Annotated in this window: 23 protein-coding genes and 1 tRNA gene; 10 read left to right on the top strand and 14 right to left on the bottom strand. The window is 55.7% G+C overall.

Features of this window, described 5'->3' with window-relative positions; translation table 11 throughout:
- Nucleotides 1–85: 85 nt before the first annotated feature.
- From carB to HMPREF3107_RS03990, 5 genes are all read right to left on the bottom strand, one after another.
- On the bottom strand, nt 86–3,301 hold the full coding sequence (gene carB, locus HMPREF3107_RS04010; protein ID WP_070453778.1) for a carbamoyl-phosphate synthase large subunit: 3,216 nt from the start codon (nt 3,299–3,301) through the stop codon (nt 86–88).
- A 21-nt stretch (nt 3,302–3,322) separates the two neighbouring features.
- Nucleotides 3,323–3,829, bottom strand: a complete 507-nt coding sequence (locus HMPREF3107_RS04005; protein WP_070453776.1) for a hypothetical protein — start codon at nt 3,827–3,829, stop codon at nt 3,323–3,325.
- Between the two features lie 1,189 nt (nt 3,830–5,018).
- The gene (locus HMPREF3107_RS04000) at nt 5,019–5,408 is read right to left on the bottom strand and encodes an endonuclease domain-containing protein (protein WP_070453774.1); all 390 of its coding nucleotides are present in this window, start codon (nt 5,406–5,408) and stop codon (nt 5,019–5,021) included.
- A 193-nt stretch (nt 5,409–5,601) separates the two neighbouring features.
- Nucleotides 5,602–6,984: a nucleobase:cation symporter-2 family protein gene (locus tag HMPREF3107_RS03995; RefSeq protein ID WP_070453773.1), complete on the bottom strand. Its 1,383-nt coding sequence runs from the start codon at nt 6,982–6,984 to the stop codon at nt 5,602–5,604.
- A gap of 298 nt (nt 6,985–7,282) precedes the next feature.
- The gene (locus HMPREF3107_RS03990; RefSeq protein WP_070453771.1) at nt 7,283–7,603 is read right to left on the bottom strand and encodes a DUF2322 family protein; all 321 of its coding nucleotides are present in this window, start codon (nt 7,601–7,603) and stop codon (nt 7,283–7,285) included.
- A 162-nt stretch (nt 7,604–7,765) separates the two neighbouring features.
- Here HMPREF3107_RS03990 and icd point away from each other — a divergent pair, with 162 nt between their 5' ends.
- The gene (icd, locus tag HMPREF3107_RS03985; RefSeq protein ID WP_041961321.1) at nt 7,766–9,004 is read left to right on the top strand and encodes an NADP-dependent isocitrate dehydrogenase; all 1,239 of its coding nucleotides are present in this window, start codon (nt 7,766–7,768) and stop codon (nt 9,002–9,004) included.
- A gap of 72 nt (nt 9,005–9,076) precedes the next feature.
- On the opposite strand, the gene hemH is transcribed toward icd, so the two are convergent.
- The 7 genes from hemH to HMPREF3107_RS03950 all read right to left on the bottom strand — a co-directional run bounded on the left by hemH (nt 9,077) and on the right by HMPREF3107_RS03950 (nt 16,261).
- Nucleotides 9,077–10,087, bottom strand: coding sequence for a ferrochelatase (gene hemH, locus HMPREF3107_RS03980; RefSeq protein ID WP_070453769.1), 1,011 nt, complete (start codon nt 10,085–10,087; stop codon nt 9,077–9,079).
- Between the two features lie 45 nt (nt 10,088–10,132).
- Nucleotides 10,133–10,390, bottom strand: coding sequence for a hypothetical protein (locus HMPREF3107_RS03975; protein WP_141742825.1), 258 nt, complete (start codon nt 10,388–10,390; stop codon nt 10,133–10,135).
- A gap of 70 nt (nt 10,391–10,460) precedes the next feature.
- Entirely contained in the window at nt 10,461–10,892 is a 432-nt protein-coding gene (locus tag HMPREF3107_RS03970; RefSeq protein ID WP_070453765.1) for a hypothetical protein, read from the bottom strand.
- Nucleotides 10,889–11,392: a hypothetical protein gene (locus tag HMPREF3107_RS03965; protein WP_141742824.1), complete on the bottom strand. Its 504-nt coding sequence runs from the start codon at nt 11,390–11,392 to the stop codon at nt 10,889–10,891. Before HMPREF3107_RS03965 ends, HMPREF3107_RS03970 begins: the two co-directional genes overlap by 4 nt.
- Before the next feature lie 85 nt (nt 11,393–11,477).
- Nucleotides 11,478–13,883, bottom strand: coding sequence for a DNA translocase FtsK (locus HMPREF3107_RS03960; protein WP_070453761.1), 2,406 nt, complete (start codon nt 13,881–13,883; stop codon nt 11,478–11,480).
- 96 nt (nt 13,884–13,979) lie between these two features.
- Nucleotides 13,980–15,113 carry an anhydro-N-acetylmuramic acid kinase gene (locus HMPREF3107_RS03955; RefSeq protein ID WP_070453759.1) on the bottom strand — a complete coding sequence of 378 codons (1,134 nt, stop codon included), beginning with the start codon at nt 15,111–15,113 and terminating at the stop codon, nt 13,980–13,982.
- Nucleotides 15,114–15,391: 278 nt separating this feature from the next.
- The gene (locus HMPREF3107_RS03950) at nt 15,392–16,261 is read right to left on the bottom strand and encodes a c-type cytochrome (RefSeq protein ID WP_070453757.1); all 870 of its coding nucleotides are present in this window, start codon (nt 16,259–16,261) and stop codon (nt 15,392–15,394) included.
- Between the two features lie 269 nt (nt 16,262–16,530).
- Between HMPREF3107_RS03950 and HMPREF3107_RS03945 the strand changes: the two genes are divergently transcribed.
- From HMPREF3107_RS03945 to HMPREF3107_RS03915, 7 genes are all read left to right on the top strand, one after another.
- Nucleotides 16,531–16,606: transfer RNA gene (locus HMPREF3107_RS03945), tRNA-Arg, on the top strand.
- A gap of 291 nt (nt 16,607–16,897) precedes the next feature.
- On the top strand, nt 16,898–18,679 hold the full coding sequence (gene ilvB, locus HMPREF3107_RS03940; RefSeq protein ID WP_070453756.1) for a biosynthetic-type acetolactate synthase large subunit: 1,782 nt from the start codon (nt 16,898–16,900) through the stop codon (nt 18,677–18,679).
- Entirely contained in the window at nt 18,676–19,167 is a 492-nt protein-coding gene (ilvN, locus tag HMPREF3107_RS03935) for an acetolactate synthase small subunit (protein ID WP_070453754.1), read from the top strand. Before ilvB ends, ilvN begins: the two co-directional genes overlap by 4 nt.
- A 70-nt stretch (nt 19,168–19,237) precedes the next feature.
- A complete protein-coding gene (locus tag HMPREF3107_RS03930; protein ID WP_070453752.1) occupies nt 19,238–19,540 on the top strand; it encodes a putative quinol monooxygenase in 303 nt (100 codons plus the stop codon).
- Between the two features lie 46 nt (nt 19,541–19,586).
- On the top strand, nt 19,587–20,600 hold the full coding sequence (gene ilvC / locus HMPREF3107_RS03925; protein ID WP_070453750.1) for a ketol-acid reductoisomerase: 1,014 nt from the start codon (nt 19,587–19,589) through the stop codon (nt 20,598–20,600).
- A 294-nt stretch (nt 20,601–20,894) separates the two neighbouring features.
- Nucleotides 20,895–21,218: a hypothetical protein gene (locus tag HMPREF3107_RS03920; protein ID WP_070453746.1), complete on the top strand. Its 324-nt coding sequence runs from the start codon at nt 20,895–20,897 to the stop codon at nt 21,216–21,218.
- 112 nt (nt 21,219–21,330) lie between these two features.
- A complete protein-coding gene (locus HMPREF3107_RS03915) occupies nt 21,331–22,209 on the top strand; it encodes a prephenate dehydrogenase (protein ID WP_070453744.1) in 879 nt (292 codons plus the stop codon).
- Nucleotides 22,210–22,287: 78 nt separating this feature from the next.
- On the opposite strand, the gene HMPREF3107_RS03910 is transcribed toward HMPREF3107_RS03915, so the two are convergent.
- Both HMPREF3107_RS03910 and rsmA read right to left on the bottom strand, forming a co-directional pair.
- Complete coding sequence (locus HMPREF3107_RS03910) at nt 22,288–23,013, bottom strand: amino acid ABC transporter ATP-binding protein (protein WP_003771993.1); 726 nt, start codon at nt 23,011–23,013, stop codon at nt 22,288–22,290.
- A gap of 11 nt (nt 23,014–23,024) precedes the next feature.
- A complete protein-coding gene (gene rsmA, locus HMPREF3107_RS03905; RefSeq protein ID WP_070453742.1) occupies nt 23,025–23,804 on the bottom strand; it encodes a 16S rRNA (adenine(1518)-N(6)/adenine(1519)-N(6))-dimethyltransferase RsmA in 780 nt (259 codons plus the stop codon).
- Between the two features lie 156 nt (nt 23,805–23,960).
- Here rsmA and HMPREF3107_RS12530 point away from each other — a divergent pair, with 156 nt between their 5' ends.
- Complete coding sequence (locus HMPREF3107_RS12530) at nt 23,961–24,095, top strand: lipoprotein (RefSeq protein WP_239666852.1); 135 nt, start codon at nt 23,961–23,963, stop codon at nt 24,093–24,095.
- A 37-nt stretch (nt 24,096–24,132) separates the two neighbouring features.
- On the top strand, nt 24,133–24,552 hold the full coding sequence (locus tag HMPREF3107_RS03900) for a hypothetical protein (protein WP_070453740.1): 420 nt from the start codon (nt 24,133–24,135) through the stop codon (nt 24,550–24,552).
- Nucleotides 24,553–24,590: the final 38 nt, after the last annotated feature.

The following is a 24,590-nucleotide window of genomic DNA, read 5'->3' as shown; positions in this document are numbered from 1 at the left end:
TTCAGACGGCCTTTCACTATCGAAAACAGCCTGCACTCGTTAAACCGGAGTGCAGGCTGTTTGCTGCATTACCTCCAAATGCCCTTTACTTCCGCGCCTTCAACCGTGCATGCAACTCCTGCACGCTGTACACATTGGTTGAATTCAGGTTCTTCACACCTTCACTCATGGCTTCGCCGCCGGCCACGGTGGTGTATTGCGGCACGCGCTGGTTAAGGGCGCTGCGGCGGATGCTGTGGCTGTCGGCCACGGACTGCGGGCTGCTGGCCACGGTGTTCACCACCAGCGCGATTTCGCCGTTTTTAATCGCGTCTACGATGTGCGGGCGGCCTTCGGGCACTTTGTTGACCGCCTGCACTACCACGCCGTGCTCTTTCAGGTAGCCTGCCGTGCCGCGTGTGGCGCAAACGCCGTAGCCGAGTGCTTGGAAGTTTTGCGCGGTTTTCACGATAAGCGGCTTGTCTTCTTCGCGCACGGAAAGGAAGATTTTGCCGGTGGCGGGCATGCGTTCGCCTGCGCCGAGCTGGGCTTTGAGGTAGGCTTCGCCGAAGGTTTCGCCCACGCCCATCACTTCGCCGGTGGAGCGCATTTCGGGGCCGAGGATGGTGTCCACGCCGGGGAATTTGATGAAGGGGAACACGGCTTCTTTAACGGCATAGAAATCGGGAACGACTTCTTTTTCCACGCCTTGCTCTTGCAGGGAAATGCCCGCCATGCAGCGTGCGCCGACTTTGGCGAGCGGCACGCCGGTGGCTTTGGAGACGAAGGGGACGGTACGGCTGGCGCGCGGGTTTACTTCCAACACGAACACCACGCCGTCCTGCACGGCAAACTGTACGTTCATCAGGCCGACCACGCCTAGCGCGTACGCCATGGCTTTGGTTTGGCGGCGGATTTCGTCTTGGATTTCTTCGCTGAGCGAGTAGGGCGGCAACGAGCAGCCGGAGTCGCCGGAGTGGATGCCTGCCTGTTCGACGTGCTGCATGATGCCGCCGATAACGACGTCTTTGCCGTCTGAAACGCAGTCCACATCGACTTCAATCGCGTTGTTCAGGAAGAAGTCGAGCAACACGGGGCTGTCTTCGGATACCTGCACGGCTTCGCGCATGTATTTTTGCAGCTCTTCGGCGGAGTGGACGACCTGCATGGCGCGGCCGCCGAGGACGTAAGACGGGCGCACGACCAGCGGATAGCCGATTTCTTCGGCTTTGACGAGGGCTTCTTCTTCGTTGTGGGCGATGCGGTTGGGCGGTTGGCGCAGGCCTAAGTCGTTCAACACTTTTTGGAAGCGTTCGCGGTCTTCGGCGGCGTCGATGCTGTCGGCGGACGTTCCGATGATGTTCACGCCGTTTTCAACCAGCGCGTTGGCGAGTTTCAGCGGAGTTTGACCGCCGTAATGCACAATCACTCCCCACGGGTTTTCGGTGCGGACGATTTCCAACACGTCTTCCAGCGTCAGCGGCTCGAAATACAGGCGGTCGCTGGTGTCGAAGTCGGTGGACACGGTTTCGGGGTTGCAGTTCACCATAATCGTTTCAAAGCCCGATTCGCGCAGGGCGAGCGCGGCGTGCACGCAGCAGTAGTCAAACTCGATACCTTGACCGATGCGGTTCGGGCCGCCGCCGAGAATCATCACTTTCTTACGGTCGGAAGGACGCGCTTCGCATTCTTCTTCGTAAGTGGAATAGAGGTAGGCGGTTTCGGTGGCAAACTCGGCGGCGCAGGTATCGACGCGTTTATAGACGGGATGCAGGTTCAGCGCGTAGCGGTGTTCGCGCACTTCTTTTTCTTTTACGCCCAAAAGCTGGGCGATGCGTTTGTCGGAGAAGCCTTTGCGTTTCAGACGACGTAAGGCGGCGAAGTCCAAATCTTGCAGGCAGCCTGCACTTACCTGCTGCTCTTCTTTCACCAAGTCTTCGATTTGCGCCAAGAACCAAGGGTCGATGGCGCAGATTTCGTGAATTTCTTCCAGTGTGAAGCCCGCGCGGAACGCATCTGCCACAAACAGCATACGCTCTGGGCCGGGGTTGGCCAGTTCGCGGCGGATTTCCGCTTTGTCGGAGCTTCTCGGATTGAAGCCGCACAAGCCTGTTTCCAAACCGCGCAGGGCTTTTTGGAAACTTTCCTGAATGGTGCGGCCCATCGCCATCACTTCGCCCACCGATTTCATCTGCGTGGTCAGGCGGTCGTCTGCGGCGGGGAATTTTTCAAACGCGAAACGTGGGATTTTGGTCACGACATAGTCGATGGAAGGCTCGAACGACGCGGGCGTGCGGCCGCCGGTGATGTCGTTGCGCAACTCGTCCAGCGTAAAGCCGACCGCCAGTTTCGCCGCCACTTTCGCAATCGGGAAGCCCGTCGCTTTGGAAGCCAGCGCGGAAGAACGGCTCACGCGCGGGTTCATCTCAATCACAATCATCTCGCCATTTTCAGGGTTTACTGCAAACTGCACGTTCGAGCCGCCCGTGTCCACGCCGATTTCGCGCAATACTGCCAACGAAGCGTTGCGCATGATTTGGTATTCTTTATCCGTCAGCGTTTGCGCCGGCGCAACCGTAATCGAGTCGCCCGTATGCACGCCCATCGGGTCGAAGTTTTCAATCGAGCAGATGATGATGCAGTTGTCGGCCTTATCGCGCACCACTTCCATCTCGTACTCTTTCCAGCCGAGGACGGACTGCTCAATCAGCAGCTCATGCGTGGGCGACGCATCGAAACCGCGTTCGCAAATCGCCAAAAACTCATCTTTATTGTAGGCAATGCCGCCGCCCGAACCGCCCATCGTGAACGACGGACGAATCAGCGTCGGGAAGCCGACCTGTTCCTGCGCTGCCAAGGCTTCGTTCATCGTGTGGCAGACAAAAGATTTTGGGCAGGAGAGGCCGATTTTCTCCATCGCCTCCTTAAAGCGGCCGCGGTCTTCCGCCTTGTCGATCGCGTCTTCCGTCGCGCCGATTAATTCGACATTGTATTTCGCCAGCACACCGTTGCGCGCCAAATCGAGCGCACAGTTCAGCGCGGTCTGGCCGCCCATCGTGGGCAGAATCGCATCAGGCCGCTCCTTGGCGATAATCTTCTCCACCGTCTGCCACATAATCGGCTCGATGTAGGTAACATCCGCCATTTCAGGGTCGGTCATAATCGTGGCGGGGTTGGAATTCACCAGAATGACTTTATAGCCTTCTTCACGCAAAGCCTTGCAGGCCTGTGCGCCCGAATAGTCAAATTCGCAGGCCTGACCGATAACGATAGGGCCGGCGCCGATGATAAGGATGGATTTTAGGTCGGTACGTTTGGGCATGGGTGGGTCTTTCTTTGGAAATTATTGACAATTGATTTGCTTTAACTGTTCTACAAGTTGTTCTCGTTCGACTTTTCGTTCATTTCGTTCTTGTTCGGAAAGTAAACGCGGGGAAAATCCTATTGGAACTCCAGATTGGATTTCTTTATTTATGTCATTTAATTGTTTCTGTAATTGCTGTTGTCTTTGTAAACATGCGGTTTTGTTTTGCAATTGAGATAAAAGTTTTATATTTTCATCTTTTATTCTTTGGTTTTGATCTGATTTTTGAACATAATCTTGCTGACAGCGATTCAACTCTTCTTTTCGTACATAATCGTTCTGTATTGAGTTTGCTAATCCTATTTTTCGTTCCTGACAGGTGTCAAGTTTGCTTTGCAATTCACGTTTGTCTTCCTTGTTGTCTTGATATAAACCATCTCGTATTGCCCACGTTCCAGGAACCCCGATAAATAATCCAAGCATAACCCCGACAATTGTTTCTTTTGTTGCCCACTTACTAGCTTCTTCATGCGAAATTCCCGCCATAAATAAATTCTCCTAACTCATAAAAAATGAACAATAAAGCAAGTATAGATTGGGTTGAAACCCAATACAAACCGTTTAATTATCTAAAACATTGGCAAGCCGTAACCCGCATATAGAGTGCGTGCGGTATGCACGCACGCGTTCTCCATTTCCCTGCAACCCCAACCCACCGCGTGCGTGCCTTGCGGCACACACCCTACCGATGGGTTCAAAGGTCGTCTGAAAAAACGCTCGCGGCGTTTGTTCCATCTGCCTTGTGATAAGACTACCTGAAAAATTCCTTCCGTTGATGTTCCAGGCGTTCTTTTTCAGACGGCCTGCAACGCTTGAATCTGCCGCAATCTACTCCCTCCCCCGTGGGGAAGGGCTGGGGAGAGGGTATTCCCCGAATTTCAGCAACCTTGCCCAACACCCTAACCGCCCAAATACAAGCCTTGCGGCTCGTTGCCCTCTCTCTAGCTCTCTCCCACGGGAGAGAGGACGGGCGGTTGTTGCGATTAAGGGTTCTGCAAGGAAAACAGGTTGTGTAGGCTGCTTTTTTGCTTTTCAGACGACCTGAAATCAAAGACAGTAAATCTAAGTTGCTTTTCAAACCGCCTGCAACCGTAAAGCCTACTGCAACCTGCTCCCTCCCCCGTGGGGGAGGGCTGGGGAGAGGACATTCTCCGAATTTCGGCAACCTTTCCCAATACTCCAACCACTCAAAATACAAGCCTTGCGGCTCGTTGCCCTCTCTCTTGCTCTCTCCCACGGGAGAGAGGACGGGGCGGCTGTTAGAATTAAGGGGGCTGCAAGGAAAATAGGTTGTACAGGCTGTTTTTTGCTTTTCAGACGACCTTAAATCAACGGTTGCAAACCCAAGTTGCTTTTCAAATCGCCAGCAACCGTGAAACCTGCTGCAATCTGCTCCCTCCCCCGTGGGGGAGGGCTGGGGAGAGGGCATTCTCCCGAATGGCAGCAATCTTTCCCAACACCTAAATCTCCTAAAATACAAGCCTTGCGGCTTGTTGCCCTCTCTCTAGCTCTCTCCCCCGGGAAAAGAGGACGGGGTGGCTGTTGGGATGAAGGGTTCTGCAAGGAAAACAGGTTGTGCAGGCTGCTTTTTACTTTTCAGACGACCTTTATAAATGCTCAATTCAGGCAGCCTGTATCCTATAATTTTCAAAATCCAATCAAAATCAGCCATCTGCTACCGTGCAGGCTGCTTTTCCAATTCCTGTAACACGCGCAGGATTTCCGCCAGTACGTCGTTTGTCTGCTGCAAAATTTCGTGGTTCCAAAAACGCAGCACGGTAAAGCCCAGGTTGTTGAGATATGCCGTCCGCGCGTGGTCGTATGCGGCTTGTTCTGTGTGCTGTCCGCCGTCTGCTTCGATAATCAGCTTGGGCGTTACGCACATAAAATCAACAATATAGTTTCCAATCGGCTGCTGGCGGCGGAATTTATAGCCGTTCAGACGGCCTGCCCGCAGGTGCTGCCACAATTTCGCTTCCGCCTCACTCATTTCTTGACGCATGGCTTTGGCACGTTGGCGCAGGGCGGGGTTGTCGGCAGTCAATAGTTTTTCGGGCGGGTTCATTTTTGTTATCGGGGGCAAGCCTTGCGGCTCGTTGCCCTCTCTCTTGCTCTCTCCCACGGGAGAGAGGACGGGGCGGCTGTTCGGGTTAAGGGTTCTGCAAGGAAAACAGATTGTGCAGGCTGCTTTTCATTCCTGTCGCCACGCTCCGCCATTATACGCACAACGCCGCCGGTTCCGGCCGTCTGAAACGGGTTTACACTTCCAAATCGTCGCTGAGATAGACGCGGCTTGCGTTGTCGTCCGGCATCACGAGGTTCATCAGCAGCGCGGCCAGCCCGCCCATGCAGATGGGGTTTTGGAACAGCTCTTTCAGCGGCAGTTGGCCGAACACTTCGGGTTTGAAGCTCACGCCGAGGCCGAGGCCGATGGAGGTGGCGGCAATCACCATTTCGCGGCGGTTGATGCCGTGGCTCATCAGGATGCGCACGCCGGCCACGGTAATCAGGCCGAACATCAGCACCATCGCGCCGCCGATAACGGGGCTGGGGATGGTGGTGAAGGCGCGGCCGACGACGGGGAACAGCCCCAATAGCACCAAAATGGCGGCGATGAATTTGCCGACATGGCGAGAGGCGACGCCGGTCATCTGGATCACGCCGTTGTTCTGCGCGAAGGTGGTCAGGGGCAGCGAGCCGAGTGCGGTGGCAATCACGGACACCAGCCCGTCGGCCAGCACGCCGCCGCGCAAACGCCGTCTGAACGCTTCGCCTTCGTAGTCTTCGCCGGACACCATGGCGGTGGCGGTCAAGTCGCCCACGGCTTCAAAAATGCTGAGCAGGTACACCAGTCCGGCCACGAAAAACGCCGTCCAATGGAATTCAAAGCCGTATTTGAACGGCACGGGCAGCGTGAATGCAGGCAGGTTTTGCAGCACGGAGAAATCGACCATGCCCATTACCAGCGCGGCAATATAGCCCGCCACCATGCCGACGGCGATGCCGCTCATCCGCAGCAGCGGGTTTTTCATGCAGTTGAACACCAGCACCACGAGCAGCACGAACGCCGCCAACCCGATGTTCTGCATCGAACCGAAGGTGCCGTTGCCCAACGCGGCAAATCCGCCGCCGAATTCGGTAATTGCCACGCTAATCAGGCTCAGGCCAATCATCATCACCACCACGCCGCTGACGGTGGGCGTAATCACTTTTTTCAGATACGGCAGCAGCCAGGCCGAACCGACCACCAGAAACGCGCCGACAAAGGCCACGCCCAAAAGCGCGGACATCATGGCGTTGGTGTCCATGCCCTGCTCTTTCATGCCGCTGCCCAGTGCAATCATCACGCCGACAAAAGAAAAGTTCACCGATTGGATGGACAGCAGCCCCGAACCGACCGGCCCGAAGCGGTTCACCTGCAAATAAGTGCCCACGCCGGAAGCGACCATCGCCATCGACACCAGATAGGCGGTCATTTCAGACGGCAGTTTCAATGCGCCGCCGACAATCAGGGCGGGGGTAATCATGGGGACGAAAATCGCCAGCAGGTGCGTTACCGCGCTGAGCAGCGCATTGGCGAACGGCGGTTTGTCTTCGAGGCGGTAAACCAAATCGGTGGTGGGGGATTTCGGTGCGGACATTCAGATTCCTTGATGTGTGCAGATACGGCAAAGCCGCTGCCGTAAATCCGGTGCGGCTTGCTGTGAAGATTTGTAAAGGCGGCATTATAGGCCGTTTGCCGGCGGCGGGCAATTCTCTGCTGCTGCAAATGAGCCGGCTGTTTTGTTTTTCAGACGGCCTAAAGTGTTGCCGCCGCCATCCATATGATTAGAGGCCGTCTGAAAACGGCTTACGGCCGATTGCGGCAGGTGTCTGCAAATCTAAAAAAGAGGCCGTCTGAAAAAACGTCGTTCCGTTTTTCAGACGGCCTCTGCATCGTCAGTCGGCAACAAGCGGACGGAGCCGCAATTTCAAACCTTCGTTTTTCACTTTGAACAGCAGGTCGATGTTCGGATGTTTACCGGGATTGGCCTGCGCGTCGGCAACATGTTCGGCAAACCATTCCAAGCCCTGCTCCGCCGCTTCGCCGTCCAATATGCCGTCGAAGCGTTCGGCCAATGCGTTATACAGCTTTAACGAACCGAGTTTGCCCGGCGCGGCCGGAATGTGGTGGAGGACGCCGCCGTTTTCACCGCATACGTCCAGCCCGCTCAGGCGGGAAATGTCGGGCATGACGGCCAGATTGTCTTGAAAAGCCATTTTTGTTTCCTTTAAACAGATATGATTCGAAGGGCGTATGGTAACAAGTAATTGTTGGCGCGCCCTAGCAAAAGTTTACCAAATCAAGCATAATCGCACGGCACGCGTATCCGTGCCGATATGCGTTTCAAAAGAAAATGATCAACTGTTTTAGGAGACACCATGAGTCATATCAAAGTACCGGCGGAAGGCAAAAAAATCATTCCGGGCCAGGCCGTTCCCAACAATCCGATTATCCCCTTCATCGAGGGCGACGGCATCGGCGTGGACATCACGCCCGTCATGATCGACGTAATCGACGCGGCGGTTGCCAAGGCTTATGGTGGCGAGAAAAAAATCCACTGGATGGAAGTGTATGCCGGCGAGAAAGCCACCAAAGTGTACGGCGACAACGTTTGGCTGCCGCAGGAAACCTTGGACACACTGAAAGAGTATTCCGTATCCATCAAAGGCCCGATGACCACGCCCGTGGGCGGCGGCATCCGCTCGCTCAACGTCGCGCTGCGCCAAGAACTCGACCTCTACCAATGCGTGCGCCCCGTGCGCTACTTCAACGGCGTGCCCTCGCCGCTGAAAGACCCGAGCAAAACCGACATGGTAATCTTCCGTGAAAACACCGAAGACATTTATGCCGGCATCGAATGGGAAGCCGAAAGCGAAAACTGCAAAAAAGTCATCGACTTCCTGCAAAACGAAATGGGCGTGAAGAAAATCCGCTTCCCCGAAACCTCGGGCATCGGCATCAAACCCGTTTCCAAACAAGGTACGCAACGCCTGGTTCGCGCCGCCATCCGCTACGCCATCGACAACGACAAACCGAGCGTTACCCTGGTGCACAAAGGCAACATCATGAAATTCACCGAGGGCGGCTTCCGCGACTGGGGCTATGAACTGGCGCAAAAAGAATTCGGCGCAGAGCCGATCGACGGCGGCCCGTGGTGCAAATTCAAAAACCCGAAAACCGGCAAAGACATCATCGTTAAAGATGCGATTGCCGACGCCTTCCTGCAGCAAATCCTGCTGCGTCCCGCCGAATACAGCGTCATCGCCACCCTCAACCTGAACGGCGACTACATTTCCGACGCGCTGGCGGCACAAGTCGGCGGCATCGGCATCGCCCCGGGCGCGAACATTTCCGACGAATACGCCATTTTCGAAGCCACCCACGGCACCGCGCCGAAGTATGCCGGACAAGACAAAGTGAACCCCGGTTCGCTGATTCTGTCGGCAGAAATGATGCTGCGGCACTTGGGCTGGAAAGAAGCGGCCGACTTGGTAATCGAAGCGATGGAAAAAGCCATCGGCGACAAACAGGTAACCTACGACTTTGCCCGCCTGATGGACGGTGCCAACGAAGTTTCCTGCTCCGCCTTCGGCAAAGCGATGATTGAGCGCATGTAAAAATCCGTTCGGCCAATAACAAAGGCCGTCTGAAAACCCGTTGCAAGGTTTTCAGACGGCCTTTTTTATGCCTTACAGCCAGCCGGCGGCTTCTTCCCTGACCAAAGTTTCCAAAGCGTCTATCCAAGCCGGATTGTCGTTCAGACAGGGAATGTAGCGGAATTCGCGCCCGCCTGCGGCATGAAAAGTTTCACGTCCGGCAATGGCGATTTCCTCCATGGTTTCCAAACAGTCGCTGACGAAGGCGGGACAGATAACGTCCAACCGGTCGGTGCCGTTTTTCGGTAGGCTGATGAAAAGGTCTTGCGTGCTCGGTTCCAGCCAGCGTCCGCGCCCGAAGCGGCTTTGGAAGGAGACGGTATATTCTTGCTTGTCCAAACCGAGTGCGGCGGCAAGCAGGCGGGCGGTTTCGCCGCATTCGTCGGGATAGGGGTCGCCCGCGTCGTGATGCGCCTGCGGGATGCCGTGAAAACTCATCATCAAGTGCCCTCCCCTGCCGTGCTGCTGCCAATAGGCGGAAACCTGTTGGCGCAGTGCCTCGATGTAGGCGGGATGGTTATAGAAGCTGCGGACGGTACGCAGCCCGACTTGGTTGCGCTGGCGCAACATGGCGCGGAACACTTGGTCCAATGCCGCGCCGCTGCTGGAGGACGCGTATTGCGGATAAAGCGGGACGGCCAAAATCCGGGTAACGCCCTGCGCTTTGAGTTCGGCCATGGTGTCGGCCACGCCGGGCAGGCCGTATGTCATGGCCGGACGCACCAACACGCCGGGCAGGCGTTGCGCCAAGGCATCGGCCTGGCGGCGGCTGTAAATGTAGAGCGGCGAGCCTTCCTTCAGCCAGATTTTTTTGTAATTTGCCGCGCTGCTTTTGGCGCGGAAAGGCAAAATTGCGCCGCGCAATATGGGCTGCCACAGGGCGGGCTTGAGTTCGACGACGCGCTGGTCGGACAGGAAATCGCGCAGGAAGGGGCGGACGGCTTCCGCAGTGGGTGCGGACGGTGTGCCGAGGTTAATGAGGAGGACGGCGGTTTGCGGCTGCCGGTCATGCGGCAGGGCGGGTTCGGTCTGGAAACGGGTCACGTTTTTCCTTTCAGACGGCCTGTTATGCGGCAGGCGGAGTTGGGTTTAGGGTTGGCCTTCCGACGATGCGGTGGAAGCGGCAGAAGCGGCGGTTGTCTGTTCGGCCGATGCGGCAGACGCATCGTCTTCCGGCACATCGGCCGGCGCAGTGTAGTCTTTGCCGTCTTCTTCGATAACGGTGGCCGCTTCCTGCGCCTGAATTTCGGACGCACTCAGTTCGGGCTGAGGTTGGCCGTTGCAGGCAGCCAGCACCAGCATTACCGCTATCAGCCCAACAGATCGGGCGGTTTTCGGATTACTCATGTTTTATCGCTCGGAAGCATGGTTTCAGACGGCCTCCCTATTATAGGCCGTCTGAAAGCCTTATTCGGGTTTAACGGGTTTGCAAGGCCTGCACGCTGTCCAGCAGCCATTGCTGTGTTTCTTTGATTTTTGCTTTGGCGGCATCGCTGCAACCGCCCGTTTCGGCAAACAGGCGTTCTTTCTTGCCTTTGCCTTGCGCGTAGGCGCGGGCGGTGATGATTTGGATGTCGTTGTCGTTCATATCGAGTTTGAGTTTGGCCGCCGTCTGTTTGATGCTTTTCAGCAAGGCGGTGTGCAGTTTGCCGCCCGGTGCGTAGAAGGGGTCGTCCTGACGGCTGATGCCGCATTCCATCGCCTCTTTGTGCAGAATACCGCTCAATTCGGCCATGTCGAACAGGTTAATCAGCCGTGCCTGATCCGCCGGTTCGCCTGCGGCAGATGCGGGCGCGGCAGAGAGTGTCAGCGGCAGCAGAATCAGGGCGGCAAGCAGGTGTTTTTTCATGTTTCGTCCTCCGGTTGGTCGGCCACGGGCTCTCCGTTGTCTTCGAGCCAGCGGCGGTGTTGGAAATCGTATTGGTAGTGCTCGAACAGCAACAGCGGGTCTTTGCACAACAACAGCGGTTTGCCGTCTATCCAATGATAACGCAGGCAGGATATTTTCCCGCCCAAACCCGCTGCGGCCAACGTTTCGGGATAACGTCCGTGCCGTGCATAATATTGCCCGAAAGCGGCAGCCGAAACGGCCATTTCGTGCCGCGCATGGTAATAGTTGAAGATATTTATCCCCACCGACAAAGCGGCCGCGAGTATCCAAACAATATTTCTGAGCCGTTCTTTCCGTGCCGCCTCCGACCGTTGCCGGGCCGACCTTGATGCGGACAGGCGGACGGCAAACAACAGGGGCAAGGCGAAAACCAGCATATAGGCCGAACCCGGTATCGTGGTTATGCCGAGGAAGAAAGCAATGCCTGCCAAAGTGGCGGAACAGGAAATAACTGTCATCACAACAGACTTCAAGCTGTTTCTTTCCATCGCCTCTCCGTATCTGCTTTTCAGACGGCCTCAAGCATCGGAGGCCGTCTGAAAACTATAAATCATCTTTCCGCGCCAGCACCTTGCGGCTGCCGCCGACATCGGCGGGGGACACCACGCCCGCTTCTTCCAAGGCATCCATCATATTGGCGGCGCGGTTGTAGCCGATTTTCAGGTGGCGTTGCAGCGAGGAAATCGAGGTTTTGCGCGTTTCGATGACAAAAGCGACGGCCTGGTCGAACAGTTCGTCCGCACCCGCGTTCGGATTGACCGCATTGACGGTTTCCATCGCCGCTTCGCCCGACAGCAGGCCTTCGACATAATCTGCCGGTGCCTGCCGTTTGATGTGGGAGACGACTTCATGCACTTCGTGGTCGGATACAAACGCACCCTGCAGACGGGTCGGCTCGGCATTGCCGGGCTGGAGGAACAGCAGGTCGCCGTATTTCAACAGGTCTTCCGCGCCCATTTGATCGAGGATGGTGCGGCTGTCGATTTTACTCTGCACGGTAAAGGCCATGCGCGTCGGGATGTTGGCCTTAATCAGGCCGGTAATCACGTCCACACTCGGCCGCTGGGTGGCGATAATCAAGTGGATGCCGGCGGCGCGGGCTTTTTGCGCCAGGCGGGCAATCTGTTGTTCGACCGCCTTGCGCTCGGTCATCATCAGGTCGGCCAATTCGTCAATCACCACCACAATCAGCGGCAGTTTTTCCAGCGGTTCCGGCTCGTCGGGGTTCAGGCTGAACGGATTGGGGATTTTCTGCCCTTCTTCAGCCGCTTTGGCGATTTTTTCGTTGTAACCGTCCAGATTGCGCACGCCCAGATGCGACAGCAGGCGGTAGCGTTTTTCCATTTCGGCCACACACCAGTTCAAGGCCTGCCCCGCTTCGCGCATATCGGTTACCACCGGGCAAAGCAGGTGCGGAATGCCGTCGTATACCGACAACTCCAGCATTTTCGGGTCGATCATGATAAAGCGCACTTCGTCGGGCGTGGCTTTGTAAAGCATGGACATAATCATGCCGTTCACGCCCACCGATTTGCCCGACCCGGTCATACCCGCCACCAGCAGGTGCGGCATTTTGGCCAAATCGCCCACCACCGGCACGCCCGCGATGTCTTTGCCCAGGGCGACGGTGAGCTTGGATTTGGCTTCTGCAAACACGGGGGCGGCCAGAATTTCGCGCAAGGTAACTTCCTGACGGCGGTCGTTCGGCAACTCGATGCCCATGGTGTTTTTGCCCGCGATGGTCTCGACAATACGCACCGACTGCAACGACATCGAACGTGCCAAATCTTTGGCCAGATTCACAATCTGACTGCCCTTCACGCCCTGCGCCGGCTCAATTTCATAGCGCGTGATGACCGGGCCGGAAGTGGCGGAAACCACCTGAACTTCAATACCGAACTCGGCCAATTTGCTTTCGATGCGTTCGGCCGTTTGTTGCAGTTTGTCGGGATCAATCGGCAATGCCTCGCCTTTCGGATTGCTCAACAGGCCGAGCGCGGGTTTGACATATTCGCCCGTCGGCGGTGTTTCGACCGCTTCGCCCTTGCTGTCGAACAAGGCCGTCTGAACGGGAACGGGCGGGGTTACTTCCAACGCCACGGTTTTTCGGTTGCTGCTGGCGGCAACGTGCTTGTCCAATGGTTCGGCCATGATGGTTTCCGCTTCTTTCACCATGCGCCGCGTGGTTTTTGCATCAGGCAGGTCTTTGATGTAGGGCGAATGGCGGCGGGTGATTTTTTCCCACAGCCATTCCAGCCTGCTGCCGATGTTTTCCAGCATATCCAGCCAGGAAATCTGCGCGACAAAGGAAAAAGCCAGCAATACGATGACCAGCATCACCAAGAAACTGCCGCCGTTGCCGAGCAGATGGCTGAAAATACTGCCAATCAGCAAACCTGCCAGACCGCCCGCCCCGGTGGGCAGGGAATCGCCGAGTTGTTGCTGCCACAAGGCATATTCCAAAACCGGGCTGCCCAAAAGCAGCACCGTCAGCCCCGCCACGGCCAGTTTCACACTGTACGGACGACTGTCGGGCGAACGCAGCGGGCGGAAACTTTTCCACAGCCACACCAGCGCGGCCAACACCAGCCACCACACCGACAATCCGAACAGGTAATAACCGACGTCGGCAAAATACGCGCCAAACAGGCCGCCGAGATTGTGGATGGACTCGTCGGCAATCACGCTGCGCGACCATGCGGGGTCGTTCATATCGAAACTGGCCAGCGTGATGGCGAAATAGATGGTTACCATCAGGCCGAACAGCCAAAAGGTATCGCCGATTAAATTGGCAATGTGCTCGGAACGGCGGCGCAGGGTTTCGTTGCTGACTACGCCCGTGCCGCGCCCGCTTTTTCCGTCGTCCTGCTTTTTCTTTTCTGCCGGCGTCCGGCGGCGCGTGCCTGTGGTTTTGCGTGTGCTTTTTGGGGGTTCGGGTTTGCTGCTCATAAAAACTTCAAGATTATTCGAATAGGCCGTCTGAAAACAGGGACGGCGGTAAAAACGCGGAATTATATAGTATTTTCAGACGGCCTGAATGACGGGTCAGGCAAAATGGCCGCAACCGAGGATGCAGTCGTGCCGCGCACCTGTGGCTCGGCGCGGGTTGGACGGGATGCGGTTGACCCAGCAGGCGGCCAGCCAGCCGAAGGCGGCGGCCTCCACCCACTGCGGATCAAGATTGAGTGCCGCCGTACCGAGTATTTCGCATTGCGACAGGCGTTCCGCCAAATCCGCCGTCAGCAGGGGGTTGCGGATACCGCCGCCGCAAACGTAAACCCGTCGGCACTCCGGCGCGGCACGGCGGATTTCGGCAGCGGCGGTTTCGGCGGTAAAGGCGGTTAGCGTGCGCAAAACATCGTGCGGATTTTCCCCGCCGGAAAGCCGTTCGGCCAAATACGGCAGGGCGAACAATTCGCGGCCGGTACTTTTGGGCTGCGGTCGGGAAAAATAGTCATGGCAAAGCAGGTTTTCCAGCAATGGCGGCAGCACCCTGCCCTGCGCGGCCAAACGGCCGTCTTCGTCGTACGGCTTCTGCCAAATTTTCTGCGTCCATGCGTCCATCAGCATATTGCCCGGCCCGGTATCGAAACCGAAAGCCGGCGCGTCCGGCGGCAGTACGCTGATGTTGGCGATACCGCCGATATTGAGCAGCACGCGGGTTTCGTCGGGCGCGGCAAATAATGCCTGATGAAACGCCGGCACCAGCGGCGCACCCTGCCCTCCCGCCGCCAAATCGCGGCTGCGGAAGTCGCCGACGGTAAAAATTCCCGTCAGCTCGGCCAGCAACGGCAAGTCGGCAAGCTGGATGCTGTAACCGTGCTCCGGCGCATGGCGCACGGTTTGCCCGTGGCAGCCGACTGCGGCAATATCAGACGGCCGCAAGCCTTGCCGTTCCAGCAGTTGCTTCACAGTATCGGCATACAGGAGGCTTAACTGTTGCGCCAATATCCTGCTGCGGTGCAATTCGTCCCCGCCGCTATCCTGCAAGGCCAGCAGTTCGCTTTTCAGACGGCCAGAATACGGTAAAAAACTGTGCGCTTCCGCACCCAGCCAGCGGCCGCCGTCCATACGGATTAACACAGCATCCGCGCCGTCCATGCTAGTGCCGGACATAATGCCGATATAGAGTTGGCTGCTCGATGCCGAATCGGTTTGACTTGTAAAAGTGTGTGTCATGATTGAGGCCGTCTGAAAAATAATGATGGGCTGACGATTGAGGACAGCCCGTATTGTAACGCGCTTTGCCGCCTGCGGCAGAACCGGCAAACAAAGGAAAGGCCGTCTGAAAACCAGATTCGGCATTCAGACGGCCTTTCCATAATCCACTATAAAACTGGAACTTTGAAAATTTTTCCGACCCCAATATGAATCGCAAGCATCAAATCCTAATGCAATATGTGCCGGCCGACAAAAAAGGGCATGCAGTTTTTGCATACCCTTTTATTATCGCTTTTTTAGAATTTGCCGCCGGATTCGTTCACCATATAGATAACGGCAGCTTTTACCTCATCATCGCTCAATTCGGTATTTCCGCCTTTGGCCGGCATCATGCCTTTATCTTGGAAACCTTCGAGAGCATGCTTAAACAAGGTATCTTTGCCTTTTTTGATGCGCGGAGCCCATTCGTCTTTATGAGTCAGACGCGGCGTATTCGGAATGGCCGAATTGGCGCCATGGCAGCCGAAGCACAAGCCGTCAAACACTTTTTTACCGGTTGCCATCACATCGCCATTTCCACCTTCGGCAGGAGCGGCAGCTTCGGATTTTCCGGCAGCCGGCGCAGTACCGGATGCGGCGGCCTCGGACGCGGCACCTGAAGCAGCCGATTCGGTTGGGGCAGGCGCTTTGTCAGGATCAGGCAGATTACCGCCGGATTGATTAGCCATATAAACAATCGCGCGCTTCAACTCCAGTTCGGTCAGGTCGGATTGACCGCCTTTTGCCGGCATGGCGTTAAAGCCGTTCAAAGCATGATTGAACAAGGTGTCGAACCCTTGGGCCAGGCGGGGAGCCCAATCGGCATTGTGCGTGATTTTCGGGGAACCTGCCGTCGAGCTGTCGGCAGCATGGCACTGGTAACAAACTTTAGCGAAGATTTTGTCGCCTTTACGCTCGCCGACGGGAACACCGTCACCCTCGACAATGGAACCTTGCGGCTGAATCCGCGTTTGCGTGGCGGCATCGGTGGTTTCTTCAACCGTTCCGTGATAGCCGCTGCTGGCCAATTTGACCAAAAAATAAAGGGTAGCCAACAGAATGACGATGCCGCCGATCAGCGTGGTTAGGGCGGAACCGCGGGCATTTTGGTTGGTAGGATGGTTCATATTTATAAGCCTCGCCGTTTTTTGTTTAGTGATGAGGAAATTGAATTTTATGTGGTGTTAATATCAATTAACAATAATTTGCGGATTATACTGAATCCGTTCCGTCTTTCCAATCTCTAAATTTTGGCCTATCTCAAAAAAATAGGAAATATCCGCGCAGGCCATACAGAATAAACCCGATTAAATTTCGATGCTTCGACAACAAGTTGCCGAAACCATAAAGATTGATTTTGTGAAACAGCCGAAATATGGGATAATGCCGAGACTTTGTACCCGTAGCTCAGTTGGAAGAGTGTCAGCCTCCGAAGCTGAAGGTCGCTGGTTCGATCCCAGTCGGGTGCGCCAATTCCCAACAGGCCGTCTGAATTTTTTTTCAGACGGCCTGTTGTTTTCCTATTATTTCAAGACAGCCTCCGCCACACAATCAGTGCTTGCCTGTTACCCAAGTTTGCGTTATCTTATGCGCTCTTTACTTTTTTAAACACTTTGCGCTCTAAGCGCGATTCTGAAACCCGCAAGCTGTCGCCGGCTCATCCGTTCGCGTACCATAAACCGCCGTCCGGAAAACCGGCATTACCGTTGCATCGCGAAGCACGGGTTTATTATCGCCTTACAGGCAGAATTAAAGAGGCAATCATGCAACTATCCGGTGCACAAATTCTTGTGCAAAGTCTGAAGGCGGAAAACGTCGAATACGTTTTCGGCTATCCCGGCGGCGCGGTACTCGAAATCTACGACGCGCTTTTCCAACTCAACAAATTCAAACACATCCTGGTAAGGCACGAACAAGCTGCGGTACATGCGGCCGATGCCTATGCCCGTGTCAGCGGCAAGGTCGGCGTGGCTTTGGTGACTTCGGGGCCCGGCGCAACCAACGCGCTCACCGGTATCGCCACAGCCTATTCCGATTCGATTCCGCTGGTGGTGATTTCCGGCCAGGTCGGCTCGCCCGCCATCGGCACGGATGCGTTTCAGGAAATCGATATGGTCGGCGTATCGCGGCCGTGTGTGAAGCATAATTTCCTGGTCAAGAATATCGATGATTTGACCACTACGGTAAAAAAAGCCTTCCAAATTGCCCGCAGCGGCCGGCCCGGCCCGGTGGTTATCGACATCGCCAAAGATGTTACCCAGTCTATGGCCAAGTTCAGCTATCCTCAGGAAGACATTTTTATCCGCTCCTACCAGCCGGTTCTCAACGGACACATCGGTCAAATTAAGAAGGCCGTACAAATGCTGGCGGCAGCGAAACGGCCTTTAGTGTATTTCGGCGGAGGCGTGGTTTTGGGTAATGCTGCCGACGAGCTGACGGAGTTTGTCAAACTCGCCGGCCTGCCCTGTACCGCGACGCTGATGGGCTTGGGCGCGTATCCGTCCGATGACAGACAGTATTTGGGCATGCTGGGCATGCACGGCACTTACGAAGCCAATCTGGCCATGCACAATGCCGATGTGGTTTTGGCAGTCGGGGCGCGTTTTGACGACCGTGTGGTTTCCGTTCCCACCAAGTTTTTGGAAAAACCGAAAAAAATCATCCATATCGACATCGACCCGTCCAGTATTTCGAAACGCGTCCGCGCCGATGTACCGATTGTCGGCGACGTGAAGAATGTTTTACGCGAGATGGCGACGATTTGGAAAAGCCAAAATCTTCAGGTAAACAGCCAGCATTTGGAAAAATGGTGGCATAGCCTGGAAAGCTGGCGCGCGCGCGATTGTCTGCGCCTGCCGCAGGCGGCCGACAATATCATTCTGCCGCAAATGGTAGTTAAAACTTTGGCCGAATTGACGGACAATGATGCGATTATCACGTCCGACGTCGGCCAGCACCAAATGTTTGCCGCCCAATTTTATCCGTTCAAACGGCCGCGCCAGTGGCTCAATTCGGGCGGTCAGGGCACGATGGGAGTGGGCCTGCCCTATGCGATGGGCGCGTATTTGGCCGACCCGTCCAAAGATGTATGCTGCATTACCGGCGAAGGCTCGATTCAGATGAATATCCAAGAATTAAGCACCTGCTTCCAATACCGCCTGCCGGTAAAAATCATCTGTCTGAACAACGGTTATCTGGGCATGGTGCGCCAGTGGCAGGAGCTTTATTACGGCGAACGCGAATCGGAAACCTATTTCGACTCGCTGCCTGATTTTGTGAAACTGGCCGAAGCCTACGGCCATGTCGGCATGCGTATCGAGAAGCCGTCCGACGTGGAAGGCGCACTGCGCGAAGCCTTGGCCATGAAAGACCGCTGTGTGTTCTTGGACTTCATCACGGACAAAAAACAAAATGTTTTCCCGATGGTCGGCAACGGCAAGGGTTTGGACGAGATGGTGCTGCCGCTGCACATGCGCGAAACCAAGGCCGACAGCGATGTCAATGATGTGAACGACCGCGATTACGATACAAGGAGCGTGCCATGAGACATATCCTATCCGTTTTGATGGAAAACGAATCGGGCGCGATGAGCCGCGTGGTCGGCCTGTTTTCGGCGCGCGGCTACAATATCGACTCGCTGTCGGTATCGGCAACCGAAGACAAAACCCTCTCGCGCATGACCATCGTTACCCACGGCGACGATGTGGTTATCGAGCAAATCACCAAACAACTCAACAAATTGATTGAAGTGGTCAAAGTGGTCGATTTAAACGAAAGCCGCTTTGTCGAACGCGAACTGATGCTGGTAAAAGTCCGCGCCGTAGGCAAGGACCGCGACGAAATCCTGCGCCTGGCCGATATTTACCGCGGCCATGTGGTCGACGTTACCGACAAGAGCTATACCGTCGAAGTAACCGGCACGACCGACAAACTCGATTCCTTCTTGGAAACCGTTGGCAAGCCGCTGATTTTGGAAACGGTGCGCACCGGCGCGGCAGGCATCGGGCGCGGCGAACGGATTTTGAAAATTTGAGTTTTTGGCTTTCAGACGGCCTGTAACGCTTCAAAGGCCGTCTGAAAAGCCAAACCGAAAGGAAAACAGCATGAGTAACATCAAAATTACCGCAATCGTTGCCGTCAAGGCCGAACACAGAGCCGAACTGCTGGACGTGTTCACCGCACTGGTCGGCGAAAGCCGCAAAGAAGGCGGCAACCTGCGCTACGATTTGCACCAAGACCTGCAAAACCCGAACCGCTTCGTTTTCTTTGAAAACTGGAAAGACCAGGCCGCCGTGGACAGCCACAACGCCAGCGTCCATTTCCAAAACTTCCTGAAAGCCATCGACGGCAAAACCGAAGCCGTAGACATCGTCCTGATGAAAGACGTGTCCGACAACGGCAACTGATTCTCCCTCCAACCGATTTACTTTTAATCAAATTAAGGAAAAAACAATGCAAGTTTATTACGATAAAGACGCCGACCTGTCCCTGATCAAAGGCAAAACCGTCGCCATCATCGGCTACGGCTCACAAGGCCACGCCCACGCGGCCAACCTGAAAGATTCAGGCGTAAACGTAATCGTCGGCCTGCGCCAAGGCGGTTCTTGGAAAAAAGCCGAAGCGGCCGGTTTTGAAGTATTGTCCGTGGCCGATGCCACCAAAAAAGCAGACGTAGTAATGATTCTGCTGCCCGACGAAAACCAACCCGTCGTGTACAAAAACGAAATCGAGCCCAACCTGAAACAAGGCGCCGCACTCGCTTTCGCACACGGCTTCAACGTTCACTACAACCAAATCGTACCGCGTGCCGATTTGGACGTGATTATGGTCGCCCCCAAAGGCCCGGGTCACACCGTGCGCAGCGAATTCCTGAAAGGCGGCGGCGTACCTTCACTGATCGCCGTTTACCAAGATAAAAGCGGCAAAGCCCGCGACATCGCCCTGTCTTACGCAGCAGCCAACGGCGGCACCAAAGGCGGCGTGATTGAAACCAACTTCCGCGAAGAAACCGAAACCGACCTCTTCGGCGAACAAGCCGTATTGTGCGGCGGCGCGGTCGAGCTGGTGAAATGCGGCTTTGAAACCCTGGTTGAAGCCGGTTACGCACCTGAAATGGCTTACTTCGAATGTCTGCACGAGCTGAAACTGATCGTAGACTTGATGTACGAAGGCGGCATCGCCAACATGAACTACTCCATTTCCAACAACGCGGAATACGGCGAATACGTTACCGGCCCCGAAGTCATCACGCCTGCTACCAAAGAAGCGATGAAAAAAGCCCTGTACCGTATCCAAAGCGGCGAATACGCCAAAATGTTCATCCAAGAAGGCGCAACCAACTACGCCAGTATGACCGCACGCCGCCGCTTGAATGCCGACCACCAAATCGAAAAAGTCGGTGCGCAACTGCGTTCCATGATGCCTTGGATTGCCAAAAACAAACTGGTCGATCTGGATAAAAACTAAACGCCTGCGTTAAAAGCATAAGGCCGTCTGAAAACCGGAAAACAGGTTTTCAGGCGGCCTTAACAGTTTGATTGCGTGTGCAGATTGTCGTTTTTCATTTCGCGGTACAATGCCGTCTGAAAACACCCTGCCCGGCCGCCCCACCTCATTCTCGATACAAAACGGCAAACCGCAGGCACGCATGCAAAACCGATTTTCCTGCCGTCCCGCACCTTGGGGTATCAAGCCCTTGATACCAAAGCATAATGACGACGCAACGAAAGTCAAACATATCAACCGCCTCAGGACAAAACCATGAAAAAACTCATCCTCACCCTCTGCCTAACCGCCGCTGCCGCCACATCCTCGGCCGCATCCGATGAAGGGCGCATCGCCGCATTGGAAGCGCGAATCGCCGATTTGGAACACCGCATCGCCGTATTGGAGCGCAACGGCAACACGGCATACCGCCCGAACCGTTCGGTTTACGTATGCAGCGTTACCCCCTTCCGAAAAACCTTCGAAGCCGCCGACAACAACGAAGGCCTGGCACGCGGCAAAGTCCGCCGCGCCTGCAACGCCGAAACCTCGGCCATGTTCTGCGAAGACCGCGACATCCGCTGCAAACGCTTCGATTAAACGGCTCCGCGCTTGCAGCGGCAGACTGCGCTCGGTTAAGATTCAAGCCGTCTGAAAAACACGCCCGCCGTATTTTCAGACGGCCTCCTTCCACACCTTTACATCCACCCTTATGAACCCGCCCATCCTCAACCAAATCACCCTGATCGGCGTCGGCCTGATCGGCGGCTCGTTCGTCCTCGACCTGAAACGGCTGGGCTTGGTGCGCCACGTAACAGGCATCGATGTAAACGAAAGCAACCTTGAGCGCGCACTGGAACGGAAAGTCATCGACAGCGCAGCCGTCGGCATCCAAGCCGAACACATCGCGGCGGTCGATTTGGTGCTGATTGCCACGCCGGTCTCCACACTCGGCAACATCTGCCGCACCATCGCGCCGTTTTTACAGCCCGACACCGTCGTCAGCGATGTCGGCAGCACCAAACAATCCGCACTGGCCGCCTTCGCCGAACACCTGCCGCAACACCTGCCGCAATGCGTGGCCGCCCACCCGATTGCCGGTTCCGACCGCAGCGGCGCGCTGGCGGCGCAATTCGGCCTCTATCAAGACAAAAAACTGATTCTCTGCCCGCACGAAACGCAAAATCCCGAAGCGGAAGCACTCGTCGGCAGATTATGGCAAGCGGTCGGCGCACAAATCTTCCGCATGAGCGCACAGGAACACGATGCCGTCTTCGCCGCCGTATCCCACCTGCCGCACATACTGGCCTTTGCCTACGTCCACCAAATCCTCGACCATGCCGACGGCGCAACCTATCTCGATTTCGCCGCCACCGGCTTCCGCGACTTCACCCGCATCGCCTCCAGCCACCCCGCCATCTGGACGGACATCTGCTTTGCCAACCGCGACAGCCTGCTGAAACTGCTCGAAGGCCAACAACGCCAGCTGGAAAAAATCGCAAGCCTGCTCCGCAACGGCGATTCAGACGGCCTCTACCGCTATTTTGCCGAAGCGAAACAAACGCGGGACGACTGGCTGGAACGGCAATAACCCGTCATCCGCAAAAAGGCCGTCTGAAAACATTCCGACAAAACCGAAACGTCTTCAGACGGCCTGACCGCCACCCGATTAGTGCATCACTTGCGCGAGGAACTGCTTCGCCCGCTCGCTTTTCGGCCGGGTAAAGAACTCTTCCGGCGGCGCGTCTTCGACAATTTGGCCGTGATCGACAAAAATCACCCGGTCGGCCACCTCGCGGGCAAAGCCCATTTCGTGGGTTACGCACATCATGGTCATCCCGCTTTGCGCCAAATCCTTCATTACCTTCAACACTTCGCCGACCATTTCCGGGTCGAGTGCGGAAGTCGGCTCGTCAAACAGCATCACGCGCGGCTCCATCGCCAGCCCGCGCGCAATCGCCACACGCTGCTGCTGCCCGCCGGACAACTCTCCCGGCAGGGCATCTTTCTTGTGGGACAAACCGACGCGTTCCAACAGGTGCAACGCCTTGGGAATCACATCCTCCCGCCGCTGCTTTTTCACCACCACGGGCGACAGGATAATGTTTTCCAACACGCTCAAATGGGGATAAAGGTTGAAATGCTGAAACACGAAACCGACTTCGGTGCGTACCTTGTTCAAATCGGTCTGCGGGTCGGCCACATTGATGCCGTCCACCCAAATTTCACCGCTTTGGATGCTTTCGAGTTGGTTTACCGTGCGGATCAAAGTCGATTTGCCGCTACCCGAAGGCCCGCAAATCACCACCACTTCGCCCTGCCCGATTTCCAAATTGACATTATTGACCACGTGCAGGTCTTTAAAGAATTTATTGACGTTTTTGAATTTAATCATGTTTATTTCTTTCAGACGGCCTTACGGACCAAATAATTGCTCAGTTCCACATATTTTTCCGGCGCGATGTGTTCGGCGCGGTCTTGCGGGCTGATACCGACTGCCTGTAAATCCTCGTCGCCGGCCTGTTCTTTCAGATTGTTGCGTATGGTTTTGCGGCGTTGGTGGAAGGCGAGTTTCACCAGTTTGGCGAAATGCTCGAAATCGTCCGCCTTGCCGATGCGGTATTTCACCGGAATCATGCGCACCACCGCCGAATCCACTTTCGGCGCAGGGTCGAACGATTCGGGCGGCACGTCAATCAGCAGCTCCATATCGAAAAAATATTGCAGCATCACACCCAAGCGGCCGTAGTCGTTGCTTTTCGGTGCGGCAACCATGCGTTCGACCACTTCTTTTTGCAGCATAAAGTGCATATCAACGACATCGTCCGCCACTTCCGCCAGCTTGAACAAAAGCGGCGTGGAAATGTTGTATGGCAGGTTGCCGACGATTTTCTTTTTGCCCGCGATACTGTTGAAATCAAACTGCAAGACATCGCCTTCATGAATCACGAGCTTATCCGCAAACGGCAGCGTTTTCAGACGGCCTACGATGTCGCGGTCGATTTCGATAACGTGCAGGCAGTTCAGCTTTTTCGCCAAAGGTTCGGTTATCGCTGCCAAACCCGGGCCGATTTCAATCACGACATCTTCGGCCTGCGGGCGCACGGCATTGACAATATCGGCAATGATGCGCGTATCCTGCAAAAAATTCTGCCCGAAGCGTTTTCTGGCTTTGTGTTCTTTCATGATGCTGACAGGTGGGGAAAACCGTGTATTGTAGCCCAAACCGCATCAGGCCGTCTGAAAAATCCGCCGTAACGGCGGTTTTCGATATAATGCGGCGGCTGACGGGTCGAAATACCCAAGGGCCGTCTGAAAACCAAGCCATCCAAAGGGATTCATATGAAAAAAATTGTTCTCGCGATTGCCGCTGCCGCCATATTGGCCGCCTGCGCCGCCCATCATTCTAACGGCGGCAATGAGTTATACGGCGAAATCAAAGGCGGCGTCAGCGTCGGCCATACCCACACCCGTTAGGCAACCGCCTGCCGCGCCGCAAAGCAGACCGCCCGTTATGAAGCATCCGCATCCGAATGATCCGCCGCCGCTGTTTGCCTGGCTGTCCGAGCATGGCCGTTCGGCTTTGCCCGCATTGGCCGCATTATCGTTGGACGAAAAAGTGCGGGTGCAGAATTTTGCAGCATTAAAAACGGTATTCGAACAGCAAAACGCCCGTCTGCTTCCCGCACAAATGAATTTCGGCCTGACCGAGCTGCTGGATTACGCCATGTTCGAACCGCACGGCCACCCGCATGCCTATACGGCCGCCGTTCTGCTAAACCTGCAATACGGCATCGAACACAAACGCCCGAGCATGGATTTGGCACTCTGCCGCGATGCCTATACCGCCCGCATCCGCGCCACGCTGCCGCAGGATATGCAAACCGCGCTGGACGGTGCGTTTGCCCTTGCGGCAGAACATGGGATACTTTGATTACCCGAGACCTTTGCAAAATTTCTTTTCCCCAGCAG

Origin of the sequence: Neisseria sp. HMSC31F04, assembly GCF_001807735.1 — a bacterium.
GTDB classification, from domain to species: Bacteria; Pseudomonadota; Gammaproteobacteria; order Burkholderiales; family Neisseriaceae; genus Neisseria; species Neisseria elongata.
Note: the sequence above shows the minus strand (reverse complement) of the source record. Positions and strands in the feature narration are given on the sequence as shown.